Genomic DNA, 20,464 nt, shown 5'->3' on the forward strand with positions numbered 1-20,464 from the left:
GAGAATGGAAACTTAAATCGTTTCTATTCTCGCTTTTTATGTTGAAAGCCGTGTATTTCCGTTCCAGACAGACGCGTTCCGCAGGCACGGTTTCAATCTCCTCGTCACTGCGTTTCTGCGCGCTGTTCCCGCCGGAGACGCTCCCTTCCACTCCACTAATATCTACTCCTTCCTCAAAGCGCTTTTTCAATCTCAAAAATGAACACAAATCCTGTATGCTTAGATTAAGAAAATATAGGTGGTGCGCCAAATGATTTTAAATCAAGAGACCCTTAATCTAAGCCCATACACGGCAATATACAATATCGTTGTGCCAAAAGATACCATGCTTCGGCAAATAAATGAAATGACAATGTAAAATATGGAGATTGTGCTGAATAGAACACGCGAATAATTATGATATCTTTCGTTCCCTCGCCCAAGTAGGAAGGTATCTGCCGGTCGATATTCCTGTACACAATGTCAGCTTTTGCTCCAGCGTTTTCGGCATGATTTTTTCATCAAATGTAGTTTCCACGCTGAATAAAGTCAATTCCCCTAAGAAAAGGGCACGAGTTGATGTTGAACAGCACAAATGATTGCTTGTGTACGGCTTTTCACATTCAGCTTAGTAAAGATATTATTGATATGAATTTTAGCAGACTTGTCACTTATAAAAAGGACTTCAGAGATTTCTTTATTACTGAGACCTTTGACCAATTCAACTAGAACTTCTTTCTCCTGCTTCGTCAGCATAGTTGTGTTAGTCTCCTGATGATGATACGTTACCAGCTTTTTCGCCTTGCGAGGATGAATCACAGTTTCTCCTTGTTCTAGCATTCGAATGGCTGTCACTACTTGTTCAGATGATGAATCTTTCAACAAATAGCCATCTGCACCCGCTCGAAGTGCTTCCATTAGATATTCCTCATCTTCAAACACCGTTAATACGAGAACTCGGCAGTTCGGATACTGTCTTTTCACGAGGGATGTGACCTCAATTCCATTTTTCCCAGGAAGGTTAATATCCATCAAAATGCAATCCGGTTTTAACTCCCCTACTTTCTTTAACACCTCATCCCCGGAAACAACCTCTCCAACCACTTGAATATCAGATTCAAGTGCCAATATACTCCGAATTCCATCACGAAAGACCGAATGATCATCCACTATTAATATTCCAATCATGATTATCCCCCAATAAAATATGACTCCAGAAAAACATAAATAGCCTTAGCCCTCAAGAATGCAGGTCTAAGGCTACTTAACAAACACTTTTTTATGACCGTTTACTTAAGAGGATAAATCCAGAATACAGAAATCATCTTCTTTTGTGACCTATTTCTGTATTCCTTTAGTTTATCCTTTGTACCCTCTACTTTTATTGGGTTCACTGATGTAGTTATTCATTCACCTCAAGACCGATCAGGCGTAGGAAGTATTCCAGCCCTCTCTTGCCAATTTTTTCTTTAGGTTGCTTGTTGGCAGGTGCGTCAGGTCCCTTCTCTAGGAAGTTTTTTTCAATCAAACGAACGTCCGACTCGTCTACCACACCATCTTGATTGATATCTTGCTTCACAATGGAAGTATCCTTCGTCCCGTATGCATCCACGACACTTTGGATATCGAGAATATCAACCATTTTGTCTCCATTAATATCTCCTGAAAGGTTTCTCTGACCAATTCTTAAAAATTGTCCACGTAGCTCACCATTTTCATCATGATAGCCAGGAACGAATTTCTTCATCACTTTAAGATGTCCCGGAACTTCGAAAACAGCTGTATATACTTGATCAGAAGCCGGAATATCATTAACCGTGAAAGCTCCTCTTTCCGTAATCGTCCCTGGATATTTTTTACCACTTCTGGAGAGTGCGTATACTTTCGCTCCTATTTTTGAATAATCCGATTTCTTCAAATATTCATAACCTGGTTTACCTATCAAAAATCCTTCCGGTGAGATGCTTCCTATCAACTGAGTATGTTTAGAAATCAATTTAAGATCTTCAGTGCCGTAAAAAGGAATATCAGTTGCTTCAGTTTGTCCAGATTTCTTATAAGACCCTCCCTCTACCTCAAATCCTCGAATTTCATTTTCGTAAACTTCATCATTAATTACTTTACTCGTTACATCGAGGAACGGCATATCTCCATCAAGTCCATTGAATGCCTTGCCAGTAATGGAAGCTCCTATTTTCACATTATTATGGTATAGACTCTCAGTCACAACCGGCTCATGAAGTGATACCTGCAAGCCTTTTTCCTTTGCATATTGTTTAACTGCCGAGTTCAGCTTCACATTCGAAAACTTGAAGAGTTGTTTGTCGATTGCTACACTAAATTCTCCCGAGACAAGCTCCTTCACATTATTAAGGCTGAGTGTCATCGTAAAGCTATCACCGGCTTTTATCTCTTTCTTGTTATAACTGGAAGTCGTATATTCCGTTCCTTCTTTCATGAAGTAATACTTTTGGTAACCAACTGCCGTTGCAGTATCCCACGTTCTCAACCACAGTCTCATCGGCTTTGCTGCAAAATCACTTTCCTCAATTCCTATTTTCACATCGCCATTCGCTTGGATCGGGAAGAACCCTTTCATATACCCAGAGGTACCTGTATAGTAGGCCATTGTGTTTGACGATTGATCGACGTCCAATCCTTTAGATTGTAATAGATCTACTGTCTTATCCTTAGCTGTTCCGTGCATCCACAATGCTTTTTGGCCATCTTCTACTGTAAACATTGAATCATTAACTTCGATTATACCTGACTTAATATCCATGTTGACTTCTGGTGGTGTATTATCCACAATAAGCGGATTTTGGAAAACATATGACTTGTCATCCTCATCATGAGCAACCAGTTCCAGTATATAATCGCCTGCAGGAAGCTTTATAGGAACATCACTGATTGGGTTAGACGGATCATCTGTAAATGGGAAGACCGTACCTCTGAACGCACCAGAAAGAAACACTTTTTTATCTATCGGGAAATTGGGGGTCGCTGTCCCTACGAACCCAACAGCTTTTCCTGTTTCACTGTCTTTAATAAGCACATCCATTGTTGTCATAGGACTGTTCAACATCATTGTGAGAAGGATTTGTGGGTCATTAAGTTCCCAGAAGGCTGTCGTATTTGTCACGGAATTTCTAGATGGTGTGACATAGTCAAATCCTTTTTCCGTCGCCATCACAGCAAATGGAATTTGATAGACCTCGTCTGGATTATTGGCATTAGTTATATGAATATACCCTTCATATCTTCCACTAGCAGCGCTAGTTGGTATCGTGATTTTTGGCTGAAGTTCTTGTACTTGACCGCCTCCAACTGTAATCGTTGAAGGTACATCTACTGTCACACCGTTACTTACAGCATCTTGAATTCCCTTTCGCTCACCATGATACTCTACTTCTAAAGTATAAGATTTTTCTTCCTGGCTATTGTTTTGAACAGTCACTTTTTTACTTGCTTCAACGGGTTGATCTTCTTTTTTATAATGTCTTCCGAATACAATGGAACCTGTTTCTTCATCAATTTCTACGACATTTCCATTCTCGATATTTTGTGTCTTATCCCATACTTTGATGGAGGTATCTGCATGAACGGATTGATAGGCATCGATTCGTCCTGCGCCCACTTCGTATACAGAATTATCCCCTTGTAAATCATCTGATGTATTCATGAGTGCTAATTTCACATCGAAAGGCGTGAATTCTGGGTTTTCCTGTAAAATCAATGCAGCTGCTCCTGCCACGTGTGGTGAGGCCATCGATGTCCCCGACATACGAACATAGGCATTGTCGTAATTAATACCGTCCTGTGGATCATTGATGAATTCCGGCGTCGTAGAGAATACGGCCACACCTGGAGCGACTAGATCTGGCTTGATATCATAATTTCCTTCTACTGGCCCACGTGAACTGAAATCTGCTAAATGATCGCCTTCTGTTTTTGTATTACTTAAGGTATTAAAAGTGAAAGAAACCTCACCTAGCTCCTTCAACTTTTCACCGTCTTCTTTTGACAGACGGAAAGATGGGATTAAACCAACTGAATCACCCAAGTAGCTAGAGATTTGTCCGTCTTCATTGTTGTACACAATGACAGCTTTAGCTCCAGCGCTTTTGGCATTTTTAATTTTTTCATCGAAGGTTAGTTCCCCACGTTGGATTAAGGCGATTTTCCCGTTGACGTCTTTCCCCGTAAAATCATCTGTTTTACCAAGTCCAGCAAATACAACGGGTAGGGATTTTCCTTGTAAGTCTTCTAATTGGTCAGAAAAGTCCTTCCCTAGAAGTTGTAAATCTTCTATTTTTAGAGATATGTCCTTCTTCTTTTCTTCTAATTCTTTCGAAAAATCTTTGTCAAAACGATTTGAACCTTTTAGTTTAGGTGAAGGTCCCTTGCCAACAAGCGGCGAAACCTCTTCTTTTTGAATAAGATCTTCATCGCGAGGTTGCAAATCACCATTTTCCTCAGTAAAAACACTGCCAGTAAATGTAGGAATAGTCATGGAAACATCGCTTGCCCCTACTGATATACCGAGAGCCGCTGTTCCTGGAGAACCTAGCGTTTTTTCTTTCGGTCCAGAGTTTCCTGCAGCAACGACGGTCACCACACCTGAAAGCATGGCATTGTTTACTGCGACAGAAGTGGCATATAAAGGATTGTTTGTCGCGGCACCAAGTGATAAATTAATGACGTCCATGCCATCTGTAATTGCCTGATCCATACCAGCAAGGATTCCAGCTGAATCTCCGCCACCCCATTCGCCTAATACTCGATATGCATATAAATCTACTTCTGGTGCTACACCCTTCACCGCATAATCCACACCATTTTTCTGTTGGGCTGCAATCGTCCCAGCTACATGTGTTCCGTGATTCGTGTAATACACACGACCTGGCATTTCTGGCTTGCCAGCATCAATCCAATCCTGATAGGTCGTTTCCATCGGATCTGAATCGTCATCAACAAAATCATATCCGCCTTTATAAGCATCTTTTAAGTCTGGATGGTTATAGTCAATCCCTGTATCGAGCACACCGACTTTAATGCCTTTCCCCTTAATATTCTCAGCATGCAGCTTATCTACGCCAATATACGGAATACTATCTGCCATTTTAGGATCAACAGCTTCTGTCTTTTCTGTAGGTGGGTCCACTTTTACCTCGTAATCTTTATAGACTTGGTTTACGACACCAGATTGTAGCAAATCTTCAACTGCCGAACCAGGCAACGTCATTGCCACACCGTTGATGGCCTTTTTATACTCTCTGGTAATGGTAATGTCTTCGCCTTCATATGCAGTCGAATTCGCCTCAACTTTCAATGATTGCACATGCGCTTTAAAAGTTTTATGAGATTTTTCCACTTTTTCTTTTGCAGCGGAGTGGGATAGTTTTTTTCCTTTCACAGCTTGCTTCATTACTTCAATTTGTGCTGGTGCCTGATTAAATTCCACGATAACTTTGACTAATTCTGGACTTTTCGTGTCAATATCTGGCGAAACAACAAAGGTTGCATTCGTATCTAATTGTTCTAAGGCCTTTCTTTGTTCCGCTGTTAGGCTCCTTAGAACTTCTTCTACATTATTAATTGGTTTTAGCTCTTTTGGACTTTCTGCCAATACGTTAACTGGAGCTCCTTGCGTTAATAATAGTCCAACAGCTAGCGAACCTGACATGATTTTACTGAACTTCTTCCGCATCATACCGCATCTCCTTTTTCAACATTATTTGTAATTTCCCTGACTAAAACTAGCATTCCAAACTAGTTATCCAGTTCTAATTTCATCTTCTCATAGTCCGATTTTTCTGTATATAGAATTTAGGAAGTAACCTTACTAACGCAAAGGTCTAGCCATGCTAAAACTAAAGTTCTATTGTGATGACTAGAAATATCAAAATTTCAGAAAATATTTGTTTGTTTAAACATTAGAGGATTCATATAGCGAGAAGAGATAGGATCGGATGAGACGTAAGAATAGCATGGAGGTTACTAGGAAAGAGACCATCTTTATGGATTCTCTTTCTATATTAATGGGGTGCCACTTGCTAGTAGACCTTACACGGATAGTTGCATCCTCTTTGCTAAAAGCAAACAATCGTCACAATTGACAAAGAGTTGCAAGTGCCCGAAATTACATCTTCGATCACTTGCAACTCTTTTTAAATAGTCATCAAATGTTTCTTAAAAGGTAACGTTTTTTCACTTGAAGTTTGTTGGAGAGTGTCAGGCCAATATTCGCAACAGTCTTTTCGGAAAAATTGTCGTGATACATTCACCGATAGCGGACCGGAAATGATCCATTGTAAACGAAGGTTTTCATCACTTTTTTCATTTATGAAAAGGGGACAAGGTGATTTCGAACGGCATAAATAACTGCTTGTGTACGACTTTTCACATTCAGCTTCTTGAAGATTTTATTGATATGAATTTTAACAGTTTTGTCACTGATAAATAGGACTTCAGCAATTTCATTATTACTAAGTCCCTTAACCAATTCCAGAAGGACTTCTTTTTCACGCTCAGACAGCATCGTTTCGCTTAGTTCTTGGTGATGATAGTTAACCAGCTTTTTCGTCATGCGGGGATGAATCACAGATTCTCCTTGCGCTACCATCCGAATTGCTGACACCACTTGGTCAGATGATGAATCTTTCAATAAATAGCCGTCTGCCCCCGCCCGAAGTGCTTCCATTAAGTATTCATCATGCTCGAACATCGTTAACATGAGAACTCGACAGTACGGATACTGACTTTTCACGAGTGAAGTTACCTCAATGCCATTTTTGCCCGGAAAATTGATGTCCATCAACACGCAATCCGGTTGCAACTCTTCTACTTTTTTTAACACCTCATCCCCTGAAACCGCTTCGCCTACAACTTTAATGTCGGATTCAAGATCCAATATACTCCGAATCCCGTCACGCAAGACCGTATGATCATCCACTAATAGTATTTGAATCATGATATTCCTCTCCCTTTTCTAAGTCCGGAATTAGCAATGTAATGACTGTACCATTTCCCACAGAACTATCAATCTGAAGGGTAGCCCCTAGCTGTTCTGCCTGTTCGTTCATATGTAAGATGCCATAATGGGGCTCATGCTTAGTTTTTATCATTGATTCAAACAGAGAGAAACCAATCCCGTTGTCCTTCACCTTTAAAAACACGTGTTCACGCTGATAACTTAAATGTATGTTGACTTTATCCGCCATCGCATGTTTTGTAATGTTCTGTAACCCTTCCTGTACCGTATCGAAGATGGCTTTTTCTTTTGAAGTACTGAGTCTTCGTGAACGACCTTTTTCATGATAGGTAATATCCAAATCATGCTCTTGTTTAACGGCTTGAATTTTATTTGCAATGGCTTGTTTTAGTCCTAACCTTTGGGTAGGATACGGTTTTAAAGCATAAATAGAAAATCGAGTATCACTTAGACTTTCCCTTAATTTTTTTATGCTGTTGTCTACAACTTGGTACATATTGCCTGATTGATTGGCGGACTGCTTTTGCGCTGATTCCATTTGAAATATGACCCCAGCCAATACTTGTGCGATTCCGTCGTGTATTTCATGGGCAAGTCGATTTCTCTCTTCTAGAATGATTCGTTTTTCTTGCTCGGAGATGAGAGATTGAGTTTTGAGTAAACCACCTAATTGATAGGAAAACGTAGCTAAAGACTGGATGTCTTCGGCAATAAAACTAGCCGCTCTGCTCTTACCTACAACAAACATGCCAACCAACTCATGATTCACTGTAAGTGGCAAGTAGACTAGGGAGCGTATGACATTTTCAAATATTCCATCACCCGGAGCCATTCCTGTTTTCCAATCTGAAATAACTAAGGTTTGGGATATCTGTTCGAAATCGAGTTTCGAATCAAAATCTATTGAACATTCAGAATGAACCGCCCCATCCTTTAGCAGAAGCTTCCACTTCTCTTCTTCTTTTGCCCATAGAGCATATGCCTGTATGCCTAAGAATCCTTCGAGTGATTGCTTCATCTGATTTAGGTTTCCAGCAGACAGTCCCTGGCTCAACTCGGTTGTAATGGAAAAAAGTTTATATAAACGTTCTTTTTCAATCCTTGTTTGCCTCGAGGAATAGCTGATAACGCAAATGGCCACAAGCGGGAAAAAGAAGAACAGAATAGCAACTCCACCCATTTTTTCATTATATTGTTGTTCTAATAAATAGATAGAAGCGGCGTAGAGTAAACAAAAACTTGTACTGAGCAACACTAATATATTTTTCTGATGCCACTGTTCAGGCAGATAAGGTTGAGGTAGAAGCACCATTAGAATATCGAAAAAGAGCGCATTGAAGATGCAAAAAAATATGCTGAATAATAGTATGCTTAGTAATCCCTCATACAACATTGGTAGATTCGCCCCAAAAATCAATAGGGTTTCACGTGTAAGCCATGCTCCTAAAACAAGACTAATAGCAAATTGACCAGCATTATAAAGCGTCCTTTGCATGGACAAACGTCGAAGGGAATGTGTAGTTACCATTACACACACAGCAACAATGACAGTTAGATGTATCCCAAACTCCCAAATCATCGGATACACGAGTGTAAGAGTAAGTGTAATTCCCCCCCTGCTAATACGGATAGGAAAATACTCAATAACCCCCATAAATATGGCTAATAGCACAAGGATTATGGGGGTAGAAGGCAATTCACTCATAACTATGGACATGATAACTGCAAGCAAACCAAGAAAACAAATAGTATAAATATAAAAACTGGATACGCGTTCTCTCATCGAAATCGAACCTATCTTGTCCAAAATGTGCCCTCCTTTGTCTTCAATAATCTAATATCAGCCGATTATTATCTGGCAAAATAGAAAATGTACCACTAACCAATCACTGGCTGCACACTAGTCACAATGGGATTGTTTTAGTTCATAGGCAAAGAGATATTCCGGGCGAATATCTCTAATCATGTAGCTATACTAAAACTGACAAGTATTTACATAATATTTTCATAGTATTGATTTCATCTTAAATCATTATAATTTGCTCCAATTTTTCACCTCAATTTGTCTCTATTCATTGAAGAACATGACTTACCTAACTTTCTTTTATTATAACAGAGTCAACTTGCGAATTCTGTTATTTCTGATAATAAAACATCAAACTTTTGGACGTTTTTCGAGTTTAAATCCATGAAAAAAGCACCATGGTTCACGGTGCTTTTTGTCACTTAAATTGTGGTAAAACTATCAACTGTATTCTTGTTAAAACTCGTGCTATTTGAATTGTTTTTACTATATTAATGAAAAGTCCTTTTAATTGGTCGCGAGTTTATAGTTCGGATATGCCTAATGCTGTGACCGCGGGACTTTATGAGCGATTTTTTGTAGTTTATGATCATTTCTCTATAGTTATGAGCACTTTTTGGTATTTATGATCACTTTTCAGAGGTTATGATCAGATTTTAAGATTTATGAGCACATTTTGAAATTTATGAGCGTTTCATATGATTTATGAGCACATATGGAGCTCTAAGAGTATTATTTTCTTATTCTCAAGATTCCCCTTTGAATTATTCGCTATAACAACCCATCCACACAAAAAAAGAAGCTTCAGAGGCAAACAGTTTTCACTGAATCCCTCGACAGCTTCCTTGGTAATACACTTTTACGCGAATGTTACATCAGGTGAAATCGCGTTCAATCTTTTCTTCCCACTTCTTGTGGAACACTTCCTTATCGTTTTCCCATGCTTTCAATTCGTTCATAAGGTAGTAATGCGTTTCATCCGCAGTCATCGTACTCTTTGTTTCCAAGTATGTCTGCCACTCATCTTTCCCGACACTTAACGTCCAATCGCATTCTACGCGCGCACTGAGTGGATCATTTTCTCTTATGGTATAGACATTTCGATTGGTGCTTCCGTATTCGAGTCCATTGCTATGCAATTTACGCTTGCCTTCATCTGAAAAGTCATCTAACGTCCAGACTCCAGTTGCTGCATCTTGCTTCACTTCTCGTGTGCGACCTGCTTCACGCAAAATGTCCTTCTCTAGTACTTCCGCTGTTTCCGCTTGAGCAAAAGGTTTTAACGTCTTATCCATATCTGTAGGATTTCTAAATGGCAAGACTAGTGATGTTTCTTCTCCTGTTTCAACTGTGAAGGTAACCGCTTCAGGGAACGGCCAAATGTGTGGCCAATAGTTCGGTGAAACAGCAAGTTGCCAATGGTGACCTTTTTGCAACGTATGACCGATGACATTCATCTTCACGGTTATGTCGTAAGGTTTTCCTGGTTCTAAATAACTTGCGTTCTCATCGCTATCGCGGTGTGTAAGATTTAACACCCCCCAAGTGATGCGCGTCGAAGAACCGTCAGGCGCAACATCATTTAGTCGGACAACTAGATGTCCAGCTTTTTTATCTGATGTAATTCTGCAACGGAATTCAGGTTCACCTAGAATGGGTTCGTCTTTTTCGGCTGGTTCTGCATCGAACACTACTGCCATGCCATTTTCAATTCGCTGATCTGCTGGTAGGTCCCCTGGCTGGCCAAATGGACAAAAAACACCTGCATACAATCCGTGTTGCTGAACGGACGAAACGATTACTTCTTTCCTTTCTGCTGTTTCACTCAATTTTTTTCCATTTAAGAACATCTGCTTTTCTTCAACATTAGCAGGTGGCCATTGTTCTTCTGCCACCCAGTGTCCTGGACGATATAAATACTCTGTTTGAGGTGGAACGCTATCTTGCATATAAACGCGAACCATTGGCTCATCCATGATACCTGTCCGTTCGTCTTTTAGCCATTCATCCCACCAACGGACCGCTTCTTGTAAGAATCCGATTTGTGGACCTGGTACCGCCATTTCAGGATACTCGTGTGCCCACGGACCTATTAGACCTTTTTTCGGCCCCTTTAAACCTGTTAATAATCTTGGAATCGCATTCGTATAGCCATCTGCCCAGCCGCCAACTGCAAAGACTGGAATTGTTACATCATCATAATTTTCGATGACAGAACCGTGTTTCCAATACGCGTCGTAGCGCTGGTGGCGAACCCATTCTTCTGCATATGGAGGAGTCAGTTCCATGCGCTCCAACCAATTTTGTCTCCACGACTCGCCCCGAACTTCTGGAAACTGTGGACGTGCATTGTATGCAAACATCGTACTAGCCCACCAAAGCATATCTGATGCAAGCATTGCACCCCCTTTGTAGTGGACGTCATCTGCATAGCGATCATCTGTAGAACACAAAGTGATGATTGCTTTTAGTGCTGGATGTTGACGCGCTGCGATTTGGAGTCCATTGAAGCCACCCCATGATTTACCGATCATTCCAACACTACCTGTTGACCATGGTTGGTTTGCAATCCAATCCAATATTTCCAGAGCATCATCTTGCTCTTGCTTTAAGTATTCATCATACAAAATGCCGTCTGAATCTCCAGTTCCTCGGATATCGACCCGGATGCTCGCATATCCATGCCCTGCAAAGTATGGATGACGTAGTGAATCACGCAGAGCGGTAAATTCGTTTTTACGGTACGGCAAGTACTCAAGAACTGCTGGTACTTGTGTTGTTTCTGCATCTTCTGGTAGCCAAATGTGTGCAGCTAATTGTGTGCCGTCTGAAAGTGGAATCATTACGTTCGATAATTCTCTAGTTTTTTTGGGGAATGTCGTGCGGATTGTACGATTTGTTTCTCTTACGTTAAATACCATGAGAAATGCCTCCAATTATTTGTTTAGGGTTTCATTTGGAAAATCTTCGCGCAACCATCTTACAAGTGAAACGAGAAGCAAAATATAGATAATGAAGATGGGAACTGCTACTACGACTGCTGAGGTCTGTATGACACGTAGACCTCCTACTAGCAACAACGAGATTGAAAGTACTGCAAGAATAGCGCCCCAGATCATTCGGTGCCAACGGGCAGGATCTTCACCAGGCTGTAATTCTTTCGTCGCAACGGCCGCTAAAATATAAGTCGCGGAATCCATGGATGTTGACAAGAAAACAACACCAACAATAACAAAGAACGGCAATACAAGGATGTCCAACGGTAGAGAACGAAGGATTTCAACAACAGCTGCCGGTCCACCCTGTTCAGAGAGCGTTTTCGCAACATCGGTAATTCCTTGTAGTTGCAGATTCATAGAGTATCCACCGAAGACCATGAAATAGATCCAACCTCCGATTGACCCCCACAATAACATGTGGGTGATCAGTTCACGCAACGTACGCCCTTTGGAAATCCTTGCGACGAATAATCCCATAAACATAGCGGTTGCAGAAAACCAAGCCCAATAGAACACAGTCCAACCTTGTGGGAATCCACCTTTGGATATCGGATCTGTGTGGAAACTCAAAAATGTGAAGTTTTGAAGCATCATTCCAAAACTGTTCGAAAAATACGTGAGTATAAACGAAGTAGGTCCTGCGATGAAAACAAAGAGAGCAAGGGCGACCGCTAAGTAAATATTGATATCACTTAGTCTTCGAATCCCTTTTTGCAAGCCTAAAAAGGCGCTGGCAGAGTAGATAATTGTAATGAGTATGACGATAACTGCATCCATTCCAAGAGACGGTTCAATTGATAGTATCGATCCGACAACTGCAGAGACCATCGGTACACCAAGTCCTAAAGAAGTTCCGAGCCCACCGACTAAACTCCATATAACAAGTACGTCAATAAGTTTCGCAACCCATCCATCTGCATATTTACCAAGTGCACCGCTAAGAGCTGTACTAATTTTAAGCGATGGACGCTTCTTCACGAAGTAGGAATATGCGATCACTACAGTCGGAAATGCATAAAGAGACCATGCCGAAATTCCCCAATGGAACAAGCCATATGTAAGCGACCATTCTGCTGCCTCATTTGTTCCTGGTTCTATTCCAAATGGAGGACCTGAAAAGTAGGAAATGGGTTCAATCATGGACCAATACATGATGCTAGTCCCCATTCCGGCTGTAAATAGCATAGCACCCCAACTAAAACTAGAGAACTCAGGTTTCCCCTCCCCTAATTTAATTCGTCCAAATTTACTAAACGCCAGCCATATCAAAAATACAAATAGCCCAAAAGTTAAAAATTGGAATGCCCAGTCCATTTTAAATGTAATGAACGTCATGACATCGTCCAGTACAGGTTCAGCACTTTCTCTAAAAACTACAAGCAACACAGTTGCCAGTAAAATGAATACCATTGACGTCCAAAAGACGAAAGGATCTAATTTCGCTTTTTGCATCTTTCAACCCCCTATTGTTGTTTCACAAACGCAACTTTGATAACGCTTTCAAATAACACAATCCAACTATAATTCAACAAACTTTGTGTAATCGATATGAATTGCGAAATCTTCTCACATGATTTATAATCATGATTATCTTGTGAACGTGTTTATACTATCAGAATAAATTCGCTAGTACAAGTATATTGAGCTAGACTGGTAGTATTGAACAATTACTGATATACGAGAAAAGCGAGGCGCTTTATTTGGATAAAAAAAAGCTTCAAAAGAGTAGAATGTGGAAGTACTTTGTCGAGGCCGCCACTGAAATCATTGAAGAAGAAGGTGCAAGAGCCGTTACAATCCGCAAGGTTGCAGACCGTGCTGGTTATAATAGTGCAACCATTTACAATTACTTCGACGAGTTCTCACACTTGCTGTTTTTCGCATCGATGAGATTGATGAAGGAGTATACGGTTGAAGTGACGAGACGCATGAATGAGGAATCTTGTGCCTTAGATCAATATGTAACTGCTTGGGAATGTTTTTGTGAATATTCGTTTAAACAACCAGATATCTTCCACTCTGTTTTCATCCGTGATTTAGGGGATAACACCGATCATTTGTTAGAAAAATACTATGAGTTCTATCCAGCGGACTTAGTGGATATTCCTGAAGAAATCAGAATGAGCTTACTTGAACAGAATGTTGTAAAAAGAGGAAATCCCATCTTGAAAAGAGCTGTGGAACAAGGGAGTATAGATCTAGAAAAGATTGAATCACTCAATGAAGTCACTATTTTAATTTGGCAAGGGATGCTCATTAATTTTCTTAATAATCGGATCGAAGCAACACCTGATGAAGCAGCAAGTCGGACCATGTTCTATGTAACAGAGATTATCAATCGGTTAAAGTCCGAATAAATATTAAAGCCATGCGGATCCCCGCATGGCTTTTTTTAAGATACTAACAACAAGTTGACATGGTCTGTTTTGTCTTTCTCAGTCATGACGAACTGGATTTCGTAGTTTCCTAATTCATATATATAACTAGTTTGATGGGATTCTTTCAGTGTCCGTTGTTCATCTGGTTCACCCAATTGCTCTACTAAATCTTTTGAACTGATGCCACCTAAATTTGTTTGTCTTTCAACATTCGTTCCAAGGTAACGTGCTTCAACTAATAGACCTTTTTCGTTATATCTGAGATCATAGGATGCTTGCCCCATTGACCCGGTATACCGATCAAATGTGTCTTGCCGTTCAGGCTTTCCGATGGTGTTATAGACGTCAGTTTGAGTGGTTTTGCCCACATAAAAGTTATCACTTAAATGATATACTTTCCCTTTCTTCCCATCTGAAACCAAGTCATTTAATGTGTCGATTGCCATTTTCTTTTGCTCTTTATCAATTGGATCATCGCCAGTGCTTTGGCTAGATGAATCTTTGTTCTCATTTGCTTCTGATGTTTCATCGCTGTGCTGTGAATCTTGCGTTTCATCTGACTGGGACTGTTCGTTATTGGAAGTCTGATCTTCTTCATGATTTTGACCATCAGTGGTCCCATCTGTTTCATTTTGAGCAGAATCGTCCATTTCCTGTTGGGTTGAATTGGTTGTTTCGTCCGTAGGAGATGCAGAACAGGCAGCTAGACCGCCAGACAGCAATATAGTGAGTAGCATCCAATTTTTTTTCATAATCATTCTCCCTCCTATATATGGATGTTTCTTTCTTATTTTCCCTGTTCACTTTCAAATACACGTTAAAACGAAAAAAAAGAGCTAAAATAGCTCTTTCAATCTACGTCTCCAAGTATAGGATTCAATCTGACCAATTGAATAGGTGATGCCATTCCATGTAGTTGTGTTGTGAATTCCGTTACCATCCTTAAATCCGCCTTGACCTCCAGCTCATCGAAAAGTTTCTTTTCCAACACAACGTCTCCCCCGGTACTCTGTTGTTGAACACGCGCTGCCATGTTTACAGTTCTACCAAAGTAATCTAGCACGCCATTTGCATTGACTGCTATCACAGGACCCTCATGCAAACCTATCTTGATTGAGACTGGATTATTCAACAGTTTGTTTAGGGACGACACAGAGGATTGGATGTCAAGCGCTGCTTCCAACGCATGAATGTTAGAAGAGAATGCCGCCATAATCGAATCGCCTATTGTTTTTACAATTGTTCCATCATGGGAACGAATTAGATTGCCAAGTGAGGTGAAATGTTTTTGGACATCACTATATGCGCTAGCATCCCCAACCCGTTCATATAACTGAGTTGAATCCTTCAGATCAGTAAAGAGAATGGTCAGCTTTCCTACCCCGATTTGCATGCCTGGCGCAAGAACTTCTGCGGGCAGCAAATCCCGGAACAACTGAAGGGAGGTTACTTCACGTGCTGTCAGCGCATATTCATCCCACTTCGTCTCTTCAAATGTCACAATATATTCTTCATCACTCGTGTTAACAATTGAAATGTCCGAACTTTGCATGAGAAATTGTTCAACAATACCATTCGGATGTATATGTATTTTAGAGAATTCAATATTGGGTTGATAGGTAAATGGAACTTTGAAATTATGCTTCACCACTCGAACTTGCATATTCTTAGGAGTACTAGTCCACGGTACATGCGTCGTCGTTTGAGGAGGTATCCGAAACTGCCCAATAGTATGTGGTGAATTGGTTGGTCCATTAATGCAAAACGTTGCTTTGTTCGTTTTTCGAATCGCACTGTTCACTTGAAAAGTCATTTCTACATAGTTTTCGAAATCAAGATTGAAGTCCACACCGCATAGATCACAGTGCACCGTTTTTTTCACATCTTTTAAGACAGAGGCATGATCTTTAGCGACTCGACAGTTCGGACACATCAAACTCCATTCATAGTCCAATACTCCGGCTTCACTCGCAAACAAGAATAGACGAACTGCTTGTTGTTTTGTAAATCCATGCTCAAATGCCCATCGATAGGGCTGAATAGAAGTCACAGCTTCATCTGACTCTGTTCGAATGGTTCGAATGAGCGCTTTGACAAGTGCCTGATCAAGAGATAATTCGTTCAAGTGGTGCTCTGCATCAAGTAAAACACGTTCTTCTATTTGAATGGCTTTCTGTTCTCTTGCTGTTGGCATATGCTCCTTTGTCGCCGCAGCGTCTTCGACATAAGTAAATGTATGAAGAAGTTGAGGAATAATTCCTTTTTTTAATGCCACTTTCCCTAAAAGAGAGCGATACTCAAACAATCCTTTAAGTGTCAACTTCGTTTCTTGCTCGTCCACTTTCGTAACTGACACTTTCCAAATTACGCGTTCCACTGGCCCCTTCGTATAATTGCGTTCTACTGTGTAAAATGATTCGCGCACCCACTCAAAAACGTTTTCATCCCACTCAACATCTATCAATCCATAAGCTTTTCCTTTTGCTTTTCGAATGAGCTGTTGGGTCCTAATCGTAAACGGCGTAAACTCGACTGGAAACAATCCGATGTATTGGTTTAAGCGATTGGTATCTGAAACTAGCCCCCACACTTCTTCAAGTGGCAATTTAACTAGACGAGTTTCTTCTATAGAAATAGTTTTTAACACTTTCACTTCACATCCTATCGTTAAAACTATCACGAATTGCGACAAATTCATCTAAATGGTCAAGAAATAGATCTATTAACGTGGGATCGAATTGTTTGCCTCGTTGCTCAGACATATATGACACGATTTTTTTAAGTGGCCAAGCCTTTTTATACACACGGTCACTACCTAGTGCGTCAAATACATCAGCGATTGCGGTGATCCTTCCAAATATATGAATCTGTTCTCTTTCCAATCCTCTAGGATATCCGCCGCCTTCCCATCTTTCATGATGCTCGTGTGCGATAATGGCAGCTGTTTTTAATAATTCACGCTCTGATTTCCGAAAAATATTATGTCCAACGACCGTATGCAACTTCATTTCTTCAAATTCCTCGGGCGTTAACTTTCCGGGCTTCAGTAGAATTGAATCTGGTGTTGCCACTTTTCCTATGTCATGCATGGGAGAAGCATAACGAAGAAGTAGCGATTGAGACTCAGAAACCCCTGCAAGCTGAGCTAACTTATAAGAATAGGTTGCCACACGTTTGACATGATTACCGGTTTCTTGCGAACGGCTCTCCCCTATTTCCCCCATCGTTTCAATAATTTCTTTTTGTGTTTCCAGTAACTCGTTATGTAAGATAAACGTATCAAGTGATTTCCCAGCATACGTTGAGGCAAATGATAATAACGTTTCATCCTTTTTTGTAAAGCGGGATTCTCCAAGCTTATTAATAGCTTGGAATGCACCGATTATTTTTCCTTCTTGGTTAGTGAATGGGATACACAGTATTGAACGTGTGTGATACCCTGTCTCCTGATCGACTGCTGTATTGAATCGCTCATCTAAATAAGCATCTTCAACATTAATCATCGTTCCATTTTGTATGCTTTTTCCCACAAACCCGCTCGTATCAGAAATGGTAATTCGTTCTACCCCATGTCCTGCGACCGTCCAAACAGTCTGCGAGGAAGATTCATGGAGCCAAACGGTACATCGATCTGCTTGTACTAACTTTGTACCTAAATCAGCTAGTAACAATAGCATCTTCGTGATGTCTGTTTCAGTAGACATTTTTCCCATATATTCAAAAATAGTAGATAAAAGTTGATCCGACTGTGGAAATCCAGAGGTGTCAGGAGTCGTTAATGCAAGTGAATTTTTCATTTATATATTCCCTTCTAAAAAACAGTTGTCACGTTTCTTTCTATTTGTAATAATAGTAGCATGAAATAACCGTCAACACACAACTAAAGTCATTACTTTAATATAAAAATCGGTGATGCGGAGGCAAGAACGTGACATTGTTCTCATATTTATTGATAGGTCATCTGATTGGAGATTATTTACTACAAACGAGTTGGATGGCTGCAGGGAAAGCCACTAAGTGGGCTCCACTCTTAACACATTGTTTCGTTTATACATCGGCTGTAACTGCTGTATTGTTAATAGGTACAGGAATGATTCCTCTATGGGCAGTTGCCATTATTTTCGTGAGTCATGTCATTTTGGATCGACGACGTTTTGTTGCATGGTGGACGAAGACGATTATGGGCATAAAAGATGGAGAACCTGCGTGGCTGATTATTATGGCGGACCAAATCTTTCATATTATTATACTTGCCATCATTGCACACATTTGGGGATAAAAACGACAAAAAGAAGCAGAGCCTTGTGCATCTGCTTCTTTTTTATGGAAAATAATTTCATAATTAGATTAACTGATTAACTGCTGCACAAGTTTTTTGTTACGTTCTTTAAAGACATCGTTGTGCGAGCTCACCATTCCTGCTTGGGATGCTTTTGGATCTAAATACATTTTTGCACTATTTACAGCGTTTGCAGCGTCTTGGAATGCCCCCGCGATAAGATTGACTTTACTTTCATGGAAAAGAACATCTCCAGCAGCAAAGATTCCAGGAACAGAAGTCCCGCTCATTGGTGTTCCGGCAATTCGGTGATCGTTTGTAAGTGCAAGGTTCGCTTCACTGCCTCCTATTAATGAGGTATCCACTTCATATCCATGGTTAATAACCACATCGTCAACTTCCAGAGTCAATCCGGATTCTTCTAGACAATGTTTTAATTCCACTTTTTCGATTGAATGGTGATCAGCTGATGCAATCAATTTGTCTATCCGTGTATTAAAGTGGCACACTACTTTACTCTGTAGCAATTGCTGAACTTGTGCTTCATGTCCATTCAAGTCACATTTCCGATATGTTAAAATCACCTCTTTAGCAATAGGCTCAAGCTCATTAGCCCAGTCGATTGCAGCATTTCCTCCACCGGAAATCAGAACACGTTTGCCTTTAAAGTGCTGCAGTGACTTTACTGTGTAATGTAAATTCGAGACTTCGAACCGCTCGGCTCCTTCTATTTCCACCTTTTGTGGCTTTAAAATACCTCCACCCACAGCAAGTATGACAGTTCTACTGTAGTGTTTAACACCCAAAGCGGTAGTCAAGACAAAATTTCCTTCATCATCTTTTTCAATGCCTGTTACTTTTTCATTCAAGATAACTTCGGGGGTGAATGTCATACCTTGCTCCACTAACTTCTCAATCATTTCAGCTGCTGGTGCTGGCGTAACTCCACCTATGTCCCAAATCATTTTCTCTTGGTAAACATGCAGTTTCCCGCCTAATTCCGGTTGAAATTCAATGATCTTAGTGGACATTCCACGTAATCCACTATAAAAAGCAGCATATAATCCTGCTGGCCCTCCGCCAATGATCGTCACATCTACAATTGATGTTTGAGACATACTTCATCCCCCTAAATTTATATTTGACTTCTTTAGGATCACTCTTTATAGTAGCATTATACCGATAATGAGAATCATTATCAACGATTATTGTGAATTAAAGATTGGAGTGCTCCGAATGGTACGTTTGGCAACTGAAAACTTACAGATTGCTTACGGTGAACAAATCATCGTGGACGACCTATCCGTTACGATTCCGAATAAGAAAATAACTGCGATCATCGGGGCTAACGGATGTGGAAAGTCGACTTTTTTGAAAGGGATGACCCGTCTCATTCCCCGCCATTCAGGGAAGGTATTGTTGGACGGGGGGGATATTGCCGATCATAAGACAAAGGCGCTAGCTAGAAAAATGGCAATTCTTCCTCAAACGCAAGAAGCTGCGAGTGGTCTAACGGTGTCGGAACTCGTTTCTTATGGTAGATTCCCCTATCAAACAGGACTAGGTCGGTTGACAGCAAGTGATTTCGATGTCATTAATTGGGCACTTGAGGTTACAAATACGGATTCTTTTCGTGATCGTCAAGTGGATGCGCTTTCAGGTGGTCAGCGTCAGAGGGTCTGGATTGCAATGGCGCTTGCACAAGAAACGGACATCATTTTTCTTGATGAACCGACAACGTATTTGGACTTGGCACATCAGTTAGAAGTTCTTGAACTACTACAGAAATTGAATGTCGAGCAGGAACGAACCATTATCATGGTGTTACATGATTTAAATCAGGCAGCCCGCTTCGCTGATTATTTAATAGCGATGAAAGATGGGAAGATTATTAAAGCGGGTTCTTCTGAAGAAGTGATAGAACATACGACTTTGCGTGAAGTTTTTAGGATTGACGCAGAAATCGGAATGGATCCAAGAAGTGGTAAACCGATGTGTATTACATACGATTTATTAAAAGGAGATTAATAA

13 protein-coding genes are annotated in these 20,464 nt (G+C 40.5%); 3 read left to right on the plus strand and 10 right to left on the minus strand.

The genetic code is table 11. From position 1 onward, the window contains the following. Nucleotides 1–537: 537 nt before the first annotated feature. The 6 genes from N693_RS0110100 to N693_RS0110125 form a co-directional block, all read right to left on the minus strand. On the minus strand, nucleotides 538–1,167 hold the full coding sequence (locus N693_RS0110100; protein WP_025784660.1) for a response regulator transcription factor: 630 nt from the start codon (nucleotides 1,165–1,167) through the stop codon (nucleotides 538–540). A 214-nt stretch (nucleotides 1,168–1,381) separates the two neighbouring features. Further along, complete coding sequence (locus N693_RS0110105) at nucleotides 1,382–5,692, minus strand: S8 family serine peptidase (RefSeq protein ID WP_025784661.1); 4,311 nt, start codon at nucleotides 5,690–5,692, stop codon at nucleotides 1,382–1,384. A gap of 630 nt (nucleotides 5,693–6,322) precedes the next feature. Then, nucleotides 6,323–6,952 carry a response regulator transcription factor gene (locus tag N693_RS0110110; RefSeq protein ID WP_025784662.1) on the minus strand — a complete coding sequence of 210 codons (630 nt, stop codon included), beginning with the start codon at nucleotides 6,950–6,952 and terminating at the stop codon, nucleotides 6,323–6,325. Next, a complete protein-coding gene (locus N693_RS0110115; protein WP_037593104.1) occupies nucleotides 6,927–8,756 on the minus strand; it encodes a sensor histidine kinase in 1,830 nt (609 codons plus the stop codon). Before N693_RS0110115 ends, N693_RS0110110 begins: the two co-directional genes overlap by 26 nt. Nucleotides 8,757–9,652: 896 nt before the next feature. Next, nucleotides 9,653–11,698 (minus strand): CocE/NonD family hydrolase, encoded by a 2,046-nt coding sequence (locus N693_RS0110120; RefSeq protein ID WP_025784664.1) that lies wholly within the window; start codon nucleotides 11,696–11,698, stop codon nucleotides 9,653–9,655. Nucleotides 11,699–11,713: 15 nt separating this feature from the next. After that, nucleotides 11,714–13,228 (minus strand): BCCT family transporter, encoded by a 1,515-nt coding sequence (locus N693_RS0110125; protein WP_025784665.1) that lies wholly within the window; start codon nucleotides 13,226–13,228, stop codon nucleotides 11,714–11,716. A gap of 248 nt (nucleotides 13,229–13,476) precedes the next feature. Between N693_RS0110125 and N693_RS0110130 the strand changes: the two genes are divergently transcribed. Beyond that, entirely contained in the window at nucleotides 13,477–14,133 is a 657-nt protein-coding gene (locus tag N693_RS0110130) for a TetR/AcrR family transcriptional regulator (protein WP_025784666.1), read from the plus strand. A 35-nt stretch (nucleotides 14,134–14,168) separates the two neighbouring features. On the opposite strand, the gene N693_RS19675 is transcribed toward N693_RS0110130, so the two are convergent. The 3 genes from N693_RS19675 to N693_RS0110145 all read right to left on the minus strand — a co-directional run bounded on the left by N693_RS19675 (nucleotide 14,169) and on the right by N693_RS0110145 (nucleotide 17,951). Then, nucleotides 14,169–14,906 carry a DUF4309 domain-containing protein gene (locus N693_RS19675; RefSeq protein WP_025784667.1) on the minus strand — a complete coding sequence of 246 codons (738 nt, stop codon included), beginning with the start codon at nucleotides 14,904–14,906 and terminating at the stop codon, nucleotides 14,169–14,171. Between the two features lie 98 nt (nucleotides 14,907–15,004). Further along, on the minus strand, nucleotides 15,005–16,801 hold the full coding sequence (locus N693_RS0110140) for an adenylate/guanylate cyclase domain-containing protein (RefSeq protein WP_025784668.1): 1,797 nt from the start codon (nucleotides 16,799–16,801) through the stop codon (nucleotides 15,005–15,007). Between the two features lie 7 nt (nucleotides 16,802–16,808). Then, nucleotides 16,809–17,951, minus strand: coding sequence for an HD domain-containing phosphohydrolase (locus tag N693_RS0110145; RefSeq protein ID WP_025784669.1), 1,143 nt, complete (start codon nucleotides 17,949–17,951; stop codon nucleotides 16,809–16,811). 131 nt (nucleotides 17,952–18,082) lie between these two features. Here N693_RS0110145 and N693_RS0110150 point away from each other — a divergent pair, with 131 nt between their 5' ends. Next, the gene (locus tag N693_RS0110150; RefSeq protein ID WP_025784670.1) at nucleotides 18,083–18,433 is read left to right on the plus strand and encodes a DUF3307 domain-containing protein; all 351 of its coding nucleotides are present in this window, start codon (nucleotides 18,083–18,085) and stop codon (nucleotides 18,431–18,433) included. 68 nt (nucleotides 18,434–18,501) lie between these two features. Here the strand turns inward: N693_RS0110150 and N693_RS0110155 are convergent, their stop codons facing one another. Continuing rightward, complete coding sequence (locus tag N693_RS0110155) at nucleotides 18,502–19,551, minus strand: NAD(P)/FAD-dependent oxidoreductase (protein WP_025784671.1); 1,050 nt, start codon at nucleotides 19,549–19,551, stop codon at nucleotides 18,502–18,504. A 118-nt stretch (nucleotides 19,552–19,669) separates the two neighbouring features. Here N693_RS0110155 and N693_RS0110160 point away from each other — a divergent pair, with 118 nt between their 5' ends. Further along, nucleotides 19,670–20,461: an ABC transporter ATP-binding protein gene (locus N693_RS0110160; protein WP_025784672.1), complete on the plus strand. Its 792-nt coding sequence runs from the start codon at nucleotides 19,670–19,672 to the stop codon at nucleotides 20,459–20,461. Nucleotides 20,462–20,464 lie beyond the last annotated feature (3 nt).

Source organism: Sporosarcina sp. D27 (assembly GCF_000586555.1).
GTDB lineage: Bacteria > Bacillota > Bacilli > Bacillales_A > Planococcaceae > Sporosarcina.